Annotated in this window: 16 protein-coding genes and 1 tRNA gene; 5 read left to right on the plus strand and 12 right to left on the minus strand. The window is 62.1% G+C overall.

The genetic code is table 11. From position 1 onward, the window contains the following. Positions 1-6: 6 nt before the first annotated feature. The 6 genes from iscA to trmJ form a co-directional block, all read right to left on the minus strand. Entirely contained in the window at positions 7-330 is a 324-nt protein-coding gene (gene iscA, locus E2H86_RS08150; RefSeq protein ID WP_008092567.1) for an iron-sulfur cluster assembly protein IscA, read from the minus strand. A gap of 32 nt (positions 331-362) precedes the next feature. Next, entirely contained in the window at positions 363-749 is a 387-nt protein-coding gene (gene iscU, locus E2H86_RS08155; protein ID WP_007929523.1) for a Fe-S cluster assembly scaffold IscU, read from the minus strand. A gap of 46 nt (positions 750-795) precedes the next feature. After that, the gene (locus E2H86_RS08160) at positions 796-2,010 is read right to left on the minus strand and encodes an IscS subfamily cysteine desulfurase (protein ID WP_133326505.1); all 1,215 of its coding nucleotides are present in this window, start codon (positions 2,008-2,010) and stop codon (positions 796-798) included. A gap of 53 nt (positions 2,011-2,063) precedes the next feature. Next, complete coding sequence (iscR, locus tag E2H86_RS08165) at positions 2,064-2,555, minus strand: Fe-S cluster assembly transcriptional regulator IscR (protein WP_133326507.1); 492 nt, start codon at positions 2,553-2,555, stop codon at positions 2,064-2,066. Positions 2,556-2,734: 179 nt separating this feature from the next. After that, positions 2,735-3,517 (minus strand): serine O-acetyltransferase, encoded by a 783-nt coding sequence (gene cysE / locus E2H86_RS08170; protein ID WP_133326509.1) that lies wholly within the window; start codon positions 3,515-3,517, stop codon positions 2,735-2,737. Between the two features lie 3 nt (positions 3,518-3,520). Then, entirely contained in the window at positions 3,521-4,291 is a 771-nt protein-coding gene (gene trmJ, locus E2H86_RS08175) for a tRNA (cytosine(32)/uridine(32)-2'-O)-methyltransferase TrmJ (protein WP_133326511.1), read from the minus strand. 150 nt (positions 4,292-4,441) lie between these two features. Here trmJ and suhB point away from each other — a divergent pair, with 150 nt between their 5' ends. Continuing rightward, positions 4,442-5,260, plus strand: a complete 819-nt coding sequence (suhB, locus tag E2H86_RS08180) for a type III secretion system regulator SuhB (protein WP_133326513.1) — start codon at positions 4,442-4,444, stop codon at positions 5,258-5,260. A gap of 68 nt (positions 5,261-5,328) precedes the next feature. Here the strand turns inward: suhB and E2H86_RS08185 are convergent, their stop codons facing one another. The 6 genes from E2H86_RS08185 to queA form a co-directional block, all read right to left on the minus strand. Next, on the minus strand, positions 5,329-5,871 hold the full coding sequence (locus E2H86_RS08185) for a glycine zipper 2TM domain-containing protein (RefSeq protein ID WP_133326515.1): 543 nt from the start codon (positions 5,869-5,871) through the stop codon (positions 5,329-5,331). Positions 5,872-5,991: 120 nt separating this feature from the next. Beyond that, positions 5,992-6,900 (minus strand): protein translocase subunit SecF, encoded by a 909-nt coding sequence (secF, locus tag E2H86_RS08190; protein WP_133326517.1) that lies wholly within the window; start codon positions 6,898-6,900, stop codon positions 5,992-5,994. A 10-nt stretch (positions 6,901-6,910) separates the two neighbouring features. Next, positions 6,911-8,773 (minus strand): protein translocase subunit SecD, encoded by a 1,863-nt coding sequence (gene secD / locus E2H86_RS08195; protein WP_133326519.1) that lies wholly within the window; start codon positions 8,771-8,773, stop codon positions 6,911-6,913. Between the two features lie 64 nt (positions 8,774-8,837). After that, entirely contained in the window at positions 8,838-9,173 is a 336-nt protein-coding gene (yajC, locus tag E2H86_RS08200; protein ID WP_110735801.1) for a preprotein translocase subunit YajC, read from the minus strand. A gap of 40 nt (positions 9,174-9,213) precedes the next feature. After that, the gene (gene tgt, locus E2H86_RS08205) at positions 9,214-10,329 is read right to left on the minus strand and encodes a tRNA guanosine(34) transglycosylase Tgt (protein WP_165976043.1); all 1,116 of its coding nucleotides are present in this window, start codon (positions 10,327-10,329) and stop codon (positions 9,214-9,216) included. A gap of 14 nt (positions 10,330-10,343) precedes the next feature. Then, complete coding sequence (gene queA / locus E2H86_RS08210) at positions 10,344-11,393, minus strand: tRNA preQ1(34) S-adenosylmethionine ribosyltransferase-isomerase QueA (protein WP_133326523.1); 1,050 nt, start codon at positions 11,391-11,393, stop codon at positions 10,344-10,346. A 107-nt stretch (positions 11,394-11,500) separates the two neighbouring features. On the opposite strand from queA, the gene E2H86_RS08215 reads away from it, so the two are divergent. The 4 genes from E2H86_RS08215 to tcuB all read left to right on the plus strand — a co-directional run bounded on the left by E2H86_RS08215 (position 11,501) and on the right by tcuB (position 15,417). Then, positions 11,501-11,585: transfer RNA gene (locus tag E2H86_RS08215), tRNA-Leu, on the plus strand. Between the two features lie 166 nt (positions 11,586-11,751). Beyond that, positions 11,752-12,687, plus strand: a complete 936-nt coding sequence (locus E2H86_RS08220; protein WP_133326525.1) for a LysR family transcriptional regulator — start codon at positions 11,752-11,754, stop codon at positions 12,685-12,687. A gap of 131 nt (positions 12,688-12,818) precedes the next feature. Further along, positions 12,819-14,273 (plus strand): FAD-dependent tricarballylate dehydrogenase TcuA, encoded by a 1,455-nt coding sequence (tcuA, locus tag E2H86_RS08225; RefSeq protein ID WP_133326527.1) that lies wholly within the window; start codon positions 12,819-12,821, stop codon positions 14,271-14,273. After that, positions 14,260-15,417, plus strand: a complete 1,158-nt coding sequence (tcuB, locus tag E2H86_RS08230) for a tricarballylate utilization 4Fe-4S protein TcuB (RefSeq protein ID WP_133326529.1) — start codon at positions 14,260-14,262, stop codon at positions 15,415-15,417. The genes tcuA and tcuB overlap by 14 nt, the downstream gene beginning before the upstream one ends. Positions 15,418-15,442: the final 25 nt, after the last annotated feature.

The raw sequence follows: 15,442 nt of genomic DNA on the forward strand, positions 1-15,442 counted from the left end.
CCAGCCTCAGACGTTGAAGCTTTCGCCGCAGCCACACTCACCGCGCACGTTGGGGTTGTTGAACTTGAAGCCTTCGTTCAACCCTTCCTTGACGAAGTCCAGCTCGGTGCCATCGAGGTAGACGAGGCTCTTGGGATCGATGATCACCTTCACCCCGTGGTTCTCGAACACGGTGTCTTCATCGGCCAGCTCATCGACGAACTCCAGCACGTAGGCCAGGCCCGAGCAACCGGTGGTGCGCACGCCCAGGCGAATGCCCTCGCCCTTGCCGCGCCCTTCGAGGGATCGCCGCACGTGGTTGGCGGCGGCTTCTGTCATGCTGATAGCCATCGGAGCTCCTCAGTTACCTTGCAACGGGCGGCTTAGATCAAGCCCTTTTTCTGCTTGTAGTCGCGCACGGCTGCCTTGATGGCATCCTCGGCGAGTACAGAGCAGTGGATCTTGACCGGCGGCAGCGCCAGTTCTTCCGCCAGCTGGGTGTTCTTGATGGTTTCGGCTTCATCCAGGGTCTTGCCTTTCATCCACTCGGTGGCGAGGGAGCTGGAAGCGATGGCCGAACCGCAGCCGTAAGTCTTGAACTTGGCATCCTCGATGATGCCTTGCTCGTTGACCTTGATTTGCAGACGCATCACGTCACCGCACGCAGGGGCGCCGACCATGCCGGTACCGACATCCGGATCTTCGGCATTCATCTTGCCGACGTTGCGTGGGTTTTCGTAGTGGTCGATGACCTTTTCACTGTATGCCATGGTGCAATTCCTTCCTCATCAGGGAGCCGCTCTTGCCGGCGACTGCTTAGTGGGCGGCCCACTCGATCTTGGAGATGTCGACGCCGTCTTTGTACATGTCCCAAAGCGGCGACAGCTCACGCAGTTTGTTCACGGCCTCGCAGACTTTCTGCGCGGCGTAGTCGACTTCTTCTTCGGTGGTGAAGCGACCGAAGGAGAAGCGGATCGAGCTGTGTGCCAGTTCGTCGTTGCGACCCAGGGCGCGCAGTACGTAGGACGGCTCGAGCGAAGCGGAGGTGCAGGCCGAACCCGAGGACACGGCAATGTCCTTCAAGGACATCAGCAGCGACTCGCCTTCGACGTAGTTGAAGCTCAGGTTCAGGTTGTGCGGCACGCGCTGGGTGCGGCTGCCGTTGACGTACAGCTCTTCGAGGTTGGAAACCTGCTCGAAGAAGCGGTCGCTCAGGGCCTTGATGCGTGCGTTTTCAGCGGCCATGTCCTGCTTGGCGATGGCGAAGGCTTCGCCCATGCCGACGATCTGGTGAGTCGGCAGGGTGCCCGAACGCATGCCGCGCTCATGACCACCGCCGTGAATGATGGCCTCCAGACGAACCCGCGGCTTGCGGCTGACGTACAGCGCGCCGATCCCTTTCGGGCCGTAGACCTTGTGCGCCGAGAACGACATCAGGTCAACCTTGAGCTTTTGCAGGTCGATCTCGACCTTGCCTGCCGACTGGGCGGCATCGACGTGGAACAGCACGCCGCGCGAGCGGGTGAGCTCGCCGATGGCGGCGATGTCGTTGATCGAACCAACTTCGTTGTTGACGTGCATCAGCGACACCAGGATGGTGTCATCGCGCAGCACCGCCTCGACCATGGCCGGGGTGACGATGCCGTCTTCGCCTGGCTCGAGGTAGGTGACTTCGAAACCTTCACGCTCGAGCTGGCGAGCGGTATCCAGGACCGCCTTGTGCTCGATCTTGGAGGTGATGATGTGCTTGCCCTTGGTCTGATAGAAGTGCGCAACACCCTTGAGTGCGAGGTTGTCGGACTCGGTGGCACCACTGGTCCAGACGATTTCGCGCGGGTCGGCATTGATCAGCTCGGCAACCTGGCGGCGGCCGTTCTCGACCGCTTCTTCGGCCTTCCAGCCGAACACGTGGGAACGCGAGGCCGGGTTACCGAAGTTTCCATCGACCAGCAGGCATTCGGCCATTTTCTGGGCGACGCGCGGGTCGACTGGGGTGGTCGCTGAGTAATCGAGGTAGATCGGCAACTTCATTGGGTATCTCCTATCAGGCGGTGGCGTCGCTCGTCGCTGTCATCGGATCCGGGTCAATCGACGGCGGACGTCTCAATCTTGTCCAGCAGGGCGGAACGACCTGCGACACGACGCAGGTCCTGGCGCTGGGCGACTTCCTGCACCTCACGGCGCATGACGAGGTCGGCCAGGCTGATGCCGCTGAGGAATTCGTGAATCTGCTGGCTGAGGTCGCACCACAGATGGTGGGTCAGGCAGGTGTCACCGGCATGGCAGTCCCCCAGGCCCTGACAACGAGTGGCATCGACCGATTCATTGACCGCGTCGATGACCTGGGCTACCTGGATGGTCTCCATGCCCCGCGACAGCTGGTAACCACCGCCGGGGCCGCGCACGCTGGAAACCAGGCTACTGCGGCGCAGCTTGGCGAACAGCTGCTCCAGATAAGAGAGGGAAATGCCCTGGCGTTCGGAAATGTCGGCCAAAGACACAGGCCCATGCTGCGCGTGCAATGCCAGGTCGAGCATTGCAGTCACGGCGTATCGGCCTTTGGTAGTCAGTCGCATGGCTAATGGGTACCACGGGAGTTACAGGATGTGAGCGAGTATGCGATTCCCGAGCATTTAAGTCAACTATTAGACCTACTGCTTTAGTCGGGTTTGCATGGGGGAGGCGGGCGCGATTGTAGCAGCAATGGGGCGTGAGCACACGCCCCATATGTCACCGAGCCGCCACCGCGGCGCGATCAATGCGACTGAGTGTCGCGCTGCGCAGCTTGCGCCTCTTCGGCGAAGTCATCCTCAGGCAGCGCCGGCAGCTCCTTGGCGCAATAGTCGCTGCCCATCTTGGTCAACGCACCGCACATGCCTTCAAGTCGCTCGTCCACCGCCTGCAGATGATCGAGCATCTGACCGATGGCGCGTGCCACCGGGTCGGGCATATCGCCGCTCACGCCGTAGGCGTCGAAGCCGATCTTCTCGGCCATGGCCTTGCGCTTGGCCTCGACCTCGCTGTCGCTCTTGACGATGATCCGCCCGGGGATGCCCACCGCCGTGGCGCCGGCCGGTACCGCCTTGGTGACGACGGCATTGGAACCGATCTTGGCCCCGGCACCGACGGTGAAGGGGCCGAGCACCTTGGCCCCGGCACCGACCACCACGCCGTTCTCGAGGGTCGGGTGACGCTTGCCCTTGTTCCAGCTGGTACCGCCAAGGGTCACACCTTGGTATAGGGTGACATCGTCACCGATCTCAGCGGTCTCACCGATGACGATCCCCATGCCGTGATCGATGAAGAAGCGGCGACCGATGGTCGCGCCGGGATGAATCTCGATCCCGGTCATCCAGCGACCGAAGTTCGACACCAGGCGTGCCAGCCACTTGAAATCGCGCTTCCACAGCGCATGCCCAAGGCGATGCAACCAGATCGCGTGCATGCCGGGGTAGCAGGTGAGCACCTCGAACGCATTGCGCGCCGCCGGATCACGATGAAAAACGCTTTGGATATCTTCACGCAGACGCTCGAACATCTGTCAGTCCTTCCGTTTATGCGGCTCGCCCCGTGCGACTTTCTGGGTCTCGGTGAGGATGCCACGCAAAATGCTCATTTCCGAACGATTGACCGCGCTGCGCCCGTACAGCCGACGCAGACGCGGCATCAGGTGCTTGGGCTTCTCGGGGTCAAGGAAGCCGATGCCCACCAGGGTTTTCTCCAGGTGTTCATAGAACAGCTCCATCTCGTCCATGGTCGCCGGCTCGTTGCTGCGCAACGAGTTGGCTTCGAACTTCTCGACCTTGGAAGGCGCGCCCTCGGCCGCCAGCCAGGCCATGCGCACCTCGTAGGCGAGCACCTGGACCGCGGCGGCAAGGTTGAGCGAGCTGAAGTCGGGGTTCGACGGAATGTGCACGTGGAAGTGACATCGCTGCAGTTCTTCGTTGGTCAGGCCCGCGTGCTCGCGGCCGAACACCAGGGCGATTTCCTCGCCGCCGATGGCATGCTCAACCGCCTTGGCCCCACACTCCCGGGGGTCGATCAGCGGCCAGGGAATGCTGCGCTCACGGGCGCTGGTGCCCATGACCAGGCTACAGCCGACCAACGCCTGCTCGAGGCTGTCGACCACCTGGGCATTGGCCAGGACGTCGTCGGCGCCCGAGGCGCGCGCGGTCGCGTCAGCGGCGGGGAATTCTTTCGGCTGCACCAGCACCAGGCGCGACAAGCCCATGTTTTTCATGGCACGTGCAGCGCCGCCGATGTTGCCGGGGTGGCTGGTATTGACCAGAACAACACGAATATTTTGCAGCAAGGTGTTGTGCTCACAGATACAGGTAAAGGGGGAAACGATCTTACAGAACCGACCAGCGTAACGCCACGAAAGCAAATGTGGCACTTCTGCCGTCAAAGTTTTCTGCTAGAATGTGCGGCTTTCTTCTTTAACATCCCAGGTGACCCGCCCATGCAGCCTATGCTGAATATCGCCCTGCGCGCCGCTCGCAGCGCCAGTGAATTGATTTTCCGCTCCATCGAACGCCTGGATAGCATCAAGGTCGACGAGAAAGAGGCAAAGGACTACGTCTCCGAGGTTGATCGCGCCGCCGAGCAGAGCATCGTCAACGCCCTGCGCAAGGCCTACCCGAATCACTCCATCCAGGGCGAGGAAACCGGCCTGCACGCCGGCACCGGCGAGGAAGGCAAGGATTACCTGTGGATCATCGACCCACTCGATGGCACCACCAACTTCCTGCGCGGTATCCCGCACTTCGCCGTCAGCATCGCCTGCAAATACCGTGGTCGCCTCGAACACGCCGTGATCGTCGACCCGGTTCGCCAGGAAGAATTCACCGCCAGCCGTGGCCGTGGCGCTCAGCTCAATGGTCGCCGCCTGCGCGTCAGCTCGCGCACCAGCCTGGAAGGCGCGCTGCTGGGTACCGGCTTCCCATTCCGTGACAACCAGATGGCCGACATGGACAACTATCTGGGCATGTTCCGCGCCCTGACTGGCCAGACCGCCGGCATCCGCCGCGCAGGCTCCGCCAGCCTGGACCTGGCCTACGTTGCCGCCGGTCGCTTCGACGCCTTCTGGGAGTCGGGTCTGTCTGAATGGGACATGGCAGCCGGCGTGCTGCTGATTCAAGAGGCAGGTGGCCTGGTGAGCGACTTCAACGGTGGTCACGACTTCCTCGAGAAGGGTCACATCGTCGCTGGCAACATCAAGTGCTTCAAGGCCGTGCTGACTGCCATCCAGCCACATCTGCCCGAGTACATGAAACGCTAAGCACCGATTGCAGACAAAAAAAGCACCCCGAGGGGTGCTTTTTTTTGTCTCGTTGCCAGGCATTCAAATCACTGCCCAGCCTCACTCAGGATCAACCTACCGTTCTCGTCCACCGGAATCGTCGAACCCGGCTCGCGATCCATCTTCACCTGCCCAACCTTGTCACCGAGGGTGTACTTGACGTTATAGCCCACCACCTTCTCGCTGACGTCGTTGACGGTATTGCAGCGAGTCTGCGTAGTGGTATAGGTATCACGCTCCTGCATACCCTCTTGCACCTTGTTACCGGCATAGCCACCACCGACCGCACCGGCCACCGTAGCTATCTTCTTGCCGGTACCACCACCAATCTGGTTACCCAGCAGCCCGCCGGCAAGGGCGCCCACTACCGTACCTGCGATCTGGTGCTGGTCCTTGACCGGCGCCTGACGGGTCACGGTCACGTCCTTGCAGACCTCACGCGGGGTCTTCACTTGCTGCTTGATCGGTTGCACGTCGGTGACCTGGGCGTATTCAGGGCCCTTCTTGACCAAGCTGTAGGTCGCCACAGCACCTCCAGCCGTGACAGCCACAGCCCCCAGCACCGCACCTACCAGCATTGACTTATTCACATGAACCTCCTGAACTTGCCGCGGGAACTGGCCCGCCTTCTCCCTGCCTTGGAGCGAAAAAAAAGGCGCAAGTTCAGCACTTGCGCCTTTTTTGCCGTCAGGCGGTGTACGAAAAGCCCTTTACGGACGATCGTCCACACCCTCGGTTTTCGCCGGCGGGATCAGGTCTTCGCTGTTCAGGTTCAGCCAGATCAACACCACGTTGGCGATGTAGATCGAGGAGTAGGTACCCGCCATGACGCCAATGAACAGCGCCAGGGAGAAGCCAAACAGATTGTCGCCACCGAAGACCAACAACGCACCGATCGCCAACAGCGTCGACACCGAGGTGGCGATGGTGCGCAGTAGGGTCTGGGTAGTCGAAACGTTGATGTTCTCGATCAAAGAGGCCTTGCGCATGACCCGGAAGTTCTCACGAACCCGGTCGAACACGACGATGGTGTCGTTGAGCGAGTAACCGATGATCGCCAGGACCGCCGCCAGCACCGTCAGGTCGAAACTGATCTGGAAGAACGAAAGGATCCCGAGGGTGACCACCACGTCGTGGATCAGCGAGACAATCGCCCCCACAGCGAACTTCCACTGGAAGCGGAAAGCCAGGTAGATAAGCACCCCTCCCAGCGCCAACAGCATGCCCAGGCCACCCTGGTCACGCAGCTCTTCCCCCACCTGCGGGCCTACGAATTCGACACGCTTGACCGTGGCCGGGTTGTCGCCACCCGCTTTCTGCAAGGCCTCGGCAACCTTGTTGCCCAGTTGCGGATCATCGCCCGGCATACGCACCAACAGGTCGGTGGTAGCGCCAAAGCTCTGCACCACGGCTTCGTGGAAGCCAGCGTCGACCAACTCGGTGCGCACGGACTTGAGATCGGCCGGTCGCTCATAGGTCAGCTCGATCAGCGTACCGCCTGTGAAGTCCAGCCCGAAGTTCAGGCCTTTTTGCCACCAGCTGAACAACGCCAACACGGTGAGGAGCACGGTGACGGCGAACGCAACATTGCGCACGCCCATGAAATTGATGGTTTTCATCGCAGCTCCCTCAAATCCACAGCTTCTTGATGTCACGCCCACCACAGGTCAGGTTGACCATGGCGCGGGTCACCATGACCGCGGTGAACATCGAGGTGAAAATCCCGAGGGACATGGTGACCGCAAAGCCCTTGACCGGACCTGTGCCCATGGCGAACAGGATACCGCCCACCAGCAAGCTGGTCAGGTTGGCGTCGATGATCGCGGTATAGGCGCGGCTGAAACCTTCGTGAATGGCGCGCTGCACCGACATGCCGGCCTTTATCTCTTCGCGGATCCGCGAGAAGATCAGCACGTTGGCGTCCACCGCCATACCCATGGTCAGGACGATACCGGCAATACCCGGCAGGGTCAGGGTCGCACCCAGCAGCGACATCAGCGCCAGCAGCAGCACCATGTTACCGGCCAGGGCGACGGTCGCGATCACACCGAAACCACGGTAGATGGCGATGATGAACAGCGAGACGAACAACATGCCCCACAGGGATGCATCGATACCCTTGGTGATGTTGTCGGCACCCAGGCTTGGACCGATGGTGCGCTCTTCGGCGAAGTACATCGGCGCGGCCAGACCACCGGCACGCAGCAGCAGCGCCAGCTCGGACGACTCACCCTGACCGTTGAGGCCGGTGATGCGGAATTGGCTGCCCAGCGGCGACTGGATGGTCGCCAGGCTGATGATCTTCTTCTCTTCCTGGAAGCTCTGGACCGGGACGTCCTTCTCGACACCGTCGACAGTCTGCTTGACGTAACGAGTGACCGGCTTCTGCTCGATGAAGATCACCGCCATGCTGCGCCCGACATTGCTGCGGGTAGCGCGGCTCATCAACTCGCCACCGTGACCGTCGAGACGGATGTTCACCTGTGGACGACCATGCTCGTCGAAGCTGGCCTGGGCGTCGGTGACCTGGTCACCGGTGATGATCAAGCCACGCTCGACCGCCGCGGAGCGGCCGCCTTCACGGAACTCGAAGACCTCGGTGGTCGCCTTGGACGCACCCGGTTCGGCACCGAAGCGGAACTCGAGGTTCGCGGTCTTGCCGAGAATACGCTTGGCCTCGGCCGTGTCCTGCACACCTGGCAGCTCGACCACGATGCGGTTGGCGCCCTGGCGCTGGACCAGCGGCTCGGCCACACCCAGCTCGTTCACGCGGTTGCGCACGGTGGTGAGGTTCTGCTTGATCGAGTATTCGCGGATCTCGGCAACCTTGGCCTGGGTCAGTGCCAGGCGCAGCACGGCGAGGTCGTTGCGCTCAGTGGTGGTCAGGTCGAAATCATTGAAATTCTTGCGGATCAGGGCACGTGCCTGTTCGCGGGTAGCATCGTCGGCGAAGCCCAGCATCACAGCACCGTCCTGCTGCGGCAGGCTGCGGTAGCGGACGCGCTCTTTGCGCAGCAAGGTCTTGACCTCGCCTTCGTAGACTTTCATGCGGGCCGTCATGGCCTTGTCCATGTCCACTTCCAACAGGAAGTGCACACCACCGGACAGGTCCAGACCCAGCTTCATGGGGCTCGCCCCCAGGTTGCGCAGCCATTGCGGAGTGGTCTGGGCCAGGTTCAGGGCCACGACATAATCATCGCCCAGTGCCTTGCGCACGACATCCTTGGCTGGCAGTTGGTCTTCCTGATTGGTCAGGCGTACCAGTCCACTGCCCTTCTCGCCCAGGCTCGCGCCCTTGACGGTGATCTTGGCGTCGGCCAGTGCCTTGGTGACGCGGTCGAGGTCGGCCTGAGTGACCTGCAGCGCCGAACTGGCACCACTGATCTGCACCGCCGGGTCATCCGGGTAGAGGTTGGGTGCGGAATAAATAAAACCGATCGCCAGAACCAACACGATCAGTGCGTATTTCCACAGAGGATATTTGTTCAGCATCACGCCGCCCGTTCAAGACGCGGGGCGCGTTGCGCGCCCCGACTGGAAAAATAAAACCGGTAACTCAGATTGCCTTCAGCGTGCCTTTAGGCAGGGTCGCGGCGATGGCGCCCTTCTGGAACTTCAGTTCGACATTGTCGGACACTTCCAGTACTACGAAGTCGTCGGCGACCTTGACGATCTTGCCGGCGATACCGCCGTTGGTGACAACTTCATCGCCTTTTTGCAAGTTGCTCAGCAGGTTCTTCTGCTCTTTGGCACGCTTGGCCTGCGGGCGCCAGATCATCAGGTAGAAGATGACCAGGAAACCGACCAGGAAGATCCACTCGAAGCCGGTACCGGCTGGGCCAGCGGCAGGTGCTGCAGCGTCCGCGTAGGCGGCGGGAATCAAGAAGCTCATTAGGCACTCCAGTTGCTAAGTTGTTTATAAGAGCGGACAGTCAGTCCAAAGGCGGCACAGGCAGCCCACGCTTGGCATAGAAGGCGTCGACAAAGGCGGCCAATTTACCCTGTTGAATAGCCTCGCGTAAACCGGCCATCAAGCGCTGGTAATGGCGCAAGTTGTGGATGGTATTCAGCATGCTGCTCAACATTTCGCCGCATTTGTCCAGGTGATGGAGATAAGCGCGGGAGAAGTTGGTGCAGGTATAGCAATCACAGGTCGGATCCAGCGGCGAATCATCATGGCGATGGAACGCGTTGCGGATCTTGATCACCCCTGTGTCGACGAACAAATGGCCATTGCGTGCGTTGCGCGTCGGCATCACGCAGTCGAACATGTCGACACCGCGGCGCACACCCTCAACCAGATCCTCCGGTTTGCCTACCCCCATAAGGTAACGAGGTTTGTCAGCCGGCATCTGGCCAGGTAGGTAGTCGAGCACCTTGATCATCTCGTGCTTGGGCTCACCCACCGAAAGACCGCCAATGGCCAAGCCATCGAAACCGACGTTCTCCAGCGCCTCCAGCGAGCGCATGCGCAAGTCCTGGTACATGCCGCCCTGGACGATGCCGAACAGCGCCGCGGTGTTGTCCGCATGGGCGTTCTTCGAACGCTGAGCCCAACGCAGCGACAGCTCCATGGACGTACGCGCCACATCATGCTCGGCGGGATATGGAGTGCATTCGTCGAAAATCATGACGATGTCCGAACCCAGATCACGCTGGACCTGCATCGATTCCTCAGGCCCCATGAACACCTTGGAGCCGTCGACCGGCGAGGCGAAGGTCACCCCTTCTTCCTTGATCTTGCGCATGGCGCCCAGGCTGAACACCTGGAAGCCACCGGAATCGGTAAGGATCGGGCCCTTCCACTGCATGAAGTCATGCAGGCCATTGTGCTTCTTGATCACCTCGGTACCCGGACGCAGCCACAGGTGGAAGGTGTTGCCGAGGATGATTTCCGCACCGATGGCCTCGATGTCACGCGGCAACATGCCCTTGACCGTGCCATAGGTGCCCACCGGCATGAACGCCGGGGTCTCGACCGTGCCACGCGGGAAGGTCAGGCGGCCACGACGGGCCTTGCCGTCGGTGGCCAGCAGTTCGAAGGACATTCGACAGGTGCGACTCATGCTTGATCCTCAGGGCCGCGTGGCGCCGGATTGCGGGTGATGAACATGGCATCACCGTAACTGAAGAAGCGGTAACCCTGCTCGACCGCCGCCGCGTAAGCGGCCATGGTCTCAGGGTAACCGGCGAAGGCCGAGACCAGCATCAGCAGCGTGGACTCCGGCAGATGGAAATTGGTGACCAACGCATCGACCACATGGAACGGCCGGCCCGGGTAGATGAAGATATCGGTGTCGCCGCTGAAGGCCTTGAGCACGCCATCGCGCGCCGCGCTTTCCAGCGAACGAACACTGGTGGTTCCCACTGCCACCACGCGCCCGCCACGGGCACGGCAGGCCTCGATGGCATCGACGACGTCCTGGCTCACTTCGAGCCATTCCTTGTGCATATGGTGGTCTTCGATCTTGTCGACCCGCACCGGCTGGAAGGTACCGGCACCGACGTGGAGCGTGACGAACGCACGCTCCACGCCCTTGGCGGCGATCTTTTCCAGCAGCGCTTCGTCGAAATGCAGGCCTGCGGTGGGTGCGGCCACCGCGCCGGCACGTTCGGCGTAGACGGTCTGGTAACGCTCACGGTCGGCGCCCTCATCGGGGCGGTCGATGTAAGGCGGCAGCGGCATGTGACCGACGCGGTCGAGCAGCGGCAGCACCTCTTCGCTGAAGCGCAGTTCGAACAGCGTGTCGTGGCGTGCGGTCATTTCCGCCTCGCCACCGCCGTCGATGAGAATCTGCGTACCGACCTTGGGCGCCTTGCTGGCGCGCACGTGGGCGAGTACCCGGTGGCTGTCGAGGACACGCTCGACCAGCACCTCGAGTTTGCCGCCACTGGCTTTCTGGCCGAACAGCCGCGCCGGAATCACCCGGGTGTTGTTGAACACCATCAGGTCACCTGGGCGCAGGTACTCGAGCAGGTCGGGGAATTGCTGGTGCGCCAGCGCACCGCTCGGCCCATCGAGGACCAGCAGACGGCTACCATGGCGCTCGGCCAGAGGGTGGCGGGCGATCAGGGAATCGGGGAGTTCGAAGGAAAAATCGGCGACGCGCATGATGATGTTCGGTTCGGCAGGGTCGGGAAGTTTAGCCCAATGTGTGAAAATTGACCATGAAACCCGATTGACCGACGTTTAGCACCTCTCTATACTGCGCGCCACACGCCCTGATGGCGGAATTGGTAGACGCGGCGGATTCAAAATCCGTTTTCGAAAGGAGTGGGAGTTCGAGTCTCCCTCGGGGCACCAAATCCGAAAGAACCGACCTTGATGGTCGGTTTTTTTATGCCTGAACGATTAGCGCCTATCGGAAGAGTGCTGACAATGTGGGGCGGCACCACACATCCCAAGCAGAGGCGTCCAAGGTCCGATTCAAGCTACTCTACCCGGCTGGTTTTCCCCTCTGGAGCTTCCCTTGGAACTCAGGCAACTGCGTTACTTCGTCAAAATCATCGAACACGGCAGCCTGGGTCGCGCTGCGCTCGAACTGGATGTCGGCGTTTCGGCGTTGAGCCAGCAGATTGCCAAGCTTGAGAACGAACTGAGCACCCGACTGCTCAATCGCACCACCACCGGGGTCACCCCGACCAGCGCCGGCGTTGCCTTTCTGCATCATGCCCAATTGAGCCTGCGCCAGGCTGATAACGCCGTGCTGGCCGCCCATCGTGGGCGGCGCAGCGGTTACGTCACCGTCGGACTCCCGCCGACTACCGCGACGGTCCTGGCCCTGCCGCTGATCAACGCCATGCGGGAACACTACCCCGACATCCAGTTGCACCTGGTCGAAATGCTCTCTGGGCACCTGGCCGCGCAGCTCAATGCCCGGCAGATCGACCTGGCCATCCTGTTCCAGCTGGAGGGCGGCAAACGCTGGAGCGTGACGCCGCTGCTCGACGAGAAGCTGTTCGTCATCAGCCCACCGCACCTTGCCTTGGCGCTCGCCCAGGACAGCGTGCAACTGGCAGACCTCGGCCAGTTGCCGCTGGTCATGCCCAGCGCCCAACACGGCCTGCGCTCTACGCTGATGGCGGCCTTCGAACGCTCGGGCCTGGCACCCAACATCACTATGGAGGTCGATGGCCTGGCGGTACTGATGAACGCTGTGCGCGCCGGGCATGCCGCGACCATTCAGCCAGGCGCCGCCGCAGCGCTCAAGGGCGAGTCCGGCTTGCGCGTCGCGCAGATCAGCGACGCCCACGTTGGGCGGCGCAACCTGTTGGCGACGCTGGCGGACGACGAACTCTCGCCCGCCGCGCTGGCGGCGCGTCGGGTGATCGTTGCCGTCGCCGGACGCCTGGTCGCCGAGCAGCAGTGGCCGGGCGCGACCTGGATCGCCGACCCGAGCGCCTGACATCAGAAGCCTTTAGAAAAACTAAATACCCCACAGCTGGGCGCGCCTTTCGACAAGCCGACGGTTTTCCTACCTTGCCCTCATCCGCAAGGGGCCCTTCGTTCATGCCTCCTTGCGACCGAGGAGCGAAAATGATCGATGTTCTTGTAATTGGTGGGGGGAACGCCGCCCTCTGCGCGGCGCTGATGGCACGTGAGGCCGGGGCCAGCGTCATGCTGCTCGAAGGCGCACCGAAAGCCTGGCGCGGTGGCAACTCGCAGCACACCCGTAACCTGCGCTGCATGCACGATGCCCCGCAGGACGTGCTGGTGGATGCCTATCCCGAGGAAGAGTACTGGCAGGATTTGCTCAAGGTCACCGGCGGCCTGACCAACGAGAAGCTGGCGCGCATCGCGATTCGCGCCTCGTCCCACTGCCGGGACTGGATGCGCGCCCATGGCGTCCACTTCCAGCCGCCGTTGTCCGGCGCGCTGCATGTCGCACGGACCAATGCGTTTTTCATGGGCGGCGGCAAAGCGTTGGTCAATGCCTACTATCGCAGTGCCGAGCGGCTGGGCGTGCAGATCCGCTATAACGCCCAGGTCCACGATATCGAGCTTGAACACGATCGTTTCGTCGCCGCCCACCTCGCCGAGCGCGAAGTCGACGGACAACGGCTGCCCGCCGAACGCATCGTTGCCAAGGCCTGCGTGCTGGCTGCGGGCGGTTTCGAGTCCAACCGCGAGTGGCTGCGGCAAGCCTGGGGACAGAACGAACGCGGGGAATGGCCCTCGGACAATTTCCTGATCCGCGGCACTCGGTTCAATACCGGCGTTCTGCTCAAGCGCATGGGCGAACTGGGCGCCGACATCATCGGTGACCCGACCCAAGCGCACATGGTCGCCATCGACGCCCGCGCGCCGCTGTATGACGGCGGTATCTGCACCCGTATCGACTGCGTGTCCCTCGGAGTGGTGGTCAACCGGGACGGTGAGCGGTTCTACGACGAGGGCGAGGATTTCTGGCCCAAGCGCTATGCCATCTGGGGCCGCCTGGTGGCCGGGCAACCCGGGCAACAGGCGTATTCGATCATCGACCAACAGGCCATCGGCCGTTTCATGCCTCCGGTTTTCCCAGGCACCAGCGCCAATACCCTGGCCGACCTCGCCGGCAAGCTGGGCCTGCCGCAAACGCAGTTCATCCAGACCATCGAGGATTTCAACCGCGCCTGCCAGGTCGGGACCTTCGACCATACCGCCCTGGACGATTGCCACACCCAAGGGCTGACGCCTGCCAAGAGCCACTGGGCGCGGCCACTGGTCAAGCCCCCGTTCTACGCCTATCCGCTGAAGCCGGGCGTGACCTTCACCTATCTGGGCCTGGCCACCGACGAAACCGCCGCCGTGCATTTCGCCGGCAAGCCGAGCCGCAATCTGTTCGTCGCAGGAGAAATGATGGCCGGTAACGTATTGGGCAAGGGCTACACCGCAGGTATCGGCATGGCCATCGGCACGGCCTTTGGCCGCATCGCAGGAGCCCAGGCGGCGTCCAGCGCAGGTTTTGCAGCCAGCACCCAGTCAATGGAGGCTCGTCATGCAACTGTTTGATCCGAACGCCAACCAGCAACTGATCCCGGTACTGAATGTCCAGGAATCCGAAGTCCAGCGGCAGATGAGCATCTGCAATGCCTGCCGCTACTGCGAAGGTTTCTGCGCGGTGTTCCCGGCCATGACCCGCCGACTGGAGTTCGCCCAGGCGGATATCCACTACCTGGCCAACCTCTGCCACAACTGCGGCGCCTGCCTGCATGCCTGTCAGTACGCCGCGCCCCATGCCTTCGAGGTCAACGTGCCCAAGGCCATGGCCAAGGTCCGCCTCGACACCTACAGCGAATACGCCTGGCCACGCGCCATGGGCCGCTTGTACCAACGCAACGGCCTGACCCTGGCATTGGCGTCCGGTTTCGGTCTGGTGCTGTTCCTGTGCTTGAGCCTGCTGGCCATGGGCAATTTGTTCAGCGCAATGCCCGGCGGCAACTTCTACGGAATCTTCCCCCACAACACCCTGGCGCTGATGTTCGGCGCGGTGTTCGGATTCGCACTGATTGCTCTCGGCATGGGGGTGCGCAGATTCTGGCGCGATGTCTCGCCCCCCGCCGCCCATGTCACGCTGAAAAGCTCGGCAGCACTGGAAGCGACCGCCAGCGTCGCCCGTCTCAAGTACCTGGATGGCGGCCATGGCCAAGGCTGCAACAACGCCGATGACCGCTTCACCCTGTGGCGCCGGCGCTTTCACCACCTGACCTTCTACGGCTTCTTGCTCTGCCTCGCAGCCACCGCCTGCGCCACGCTCTACCACTATCTGCTGGGCATGGCGGCACCCTACCCCGTGCTCAGCGTGCCGGTGCTGCTGGGCATCACGGGTGGCTTGGGTCTGCTGGTAGGTCCTGCCGGGCTGCTCTACCTGAACCTGCGCCGCAACGAAGCCCAGGGTGACGCCCAGCAAAAGCCGATGGATCGCGGCTTCATTGCCCTGCTGTTCCTGATCAGCGCTAGCGGTCTGAGCCTGCTGGCGTTTCGCGAAACGGCCGCCCTCGGCCTGCTGTTGGCCATTCACCTGGGCCTGGTCATGGCGTTCTTCCTGACCATGCCCTACAGCAAGTTCGCCCACGGCATCTTCCGCAGCGCGGCACTGCTCAAGTACGCCATCGAAAAACGCCAACCCAACCCGGTCGACGCCGGGAGCGACTGAACGCCGCATTCACCTTCAATAACAA

The sequence above is a fragment of the Pseudomonas putida genome (assembly GCF_004357765.1).
GTDB lineage: Bacteria > Pseudomonadota > Gammaproteobacteria > Pseudomonadales > Pseudomonadaceae > Aquipseudomonas > Aquipseudomonas putida_U.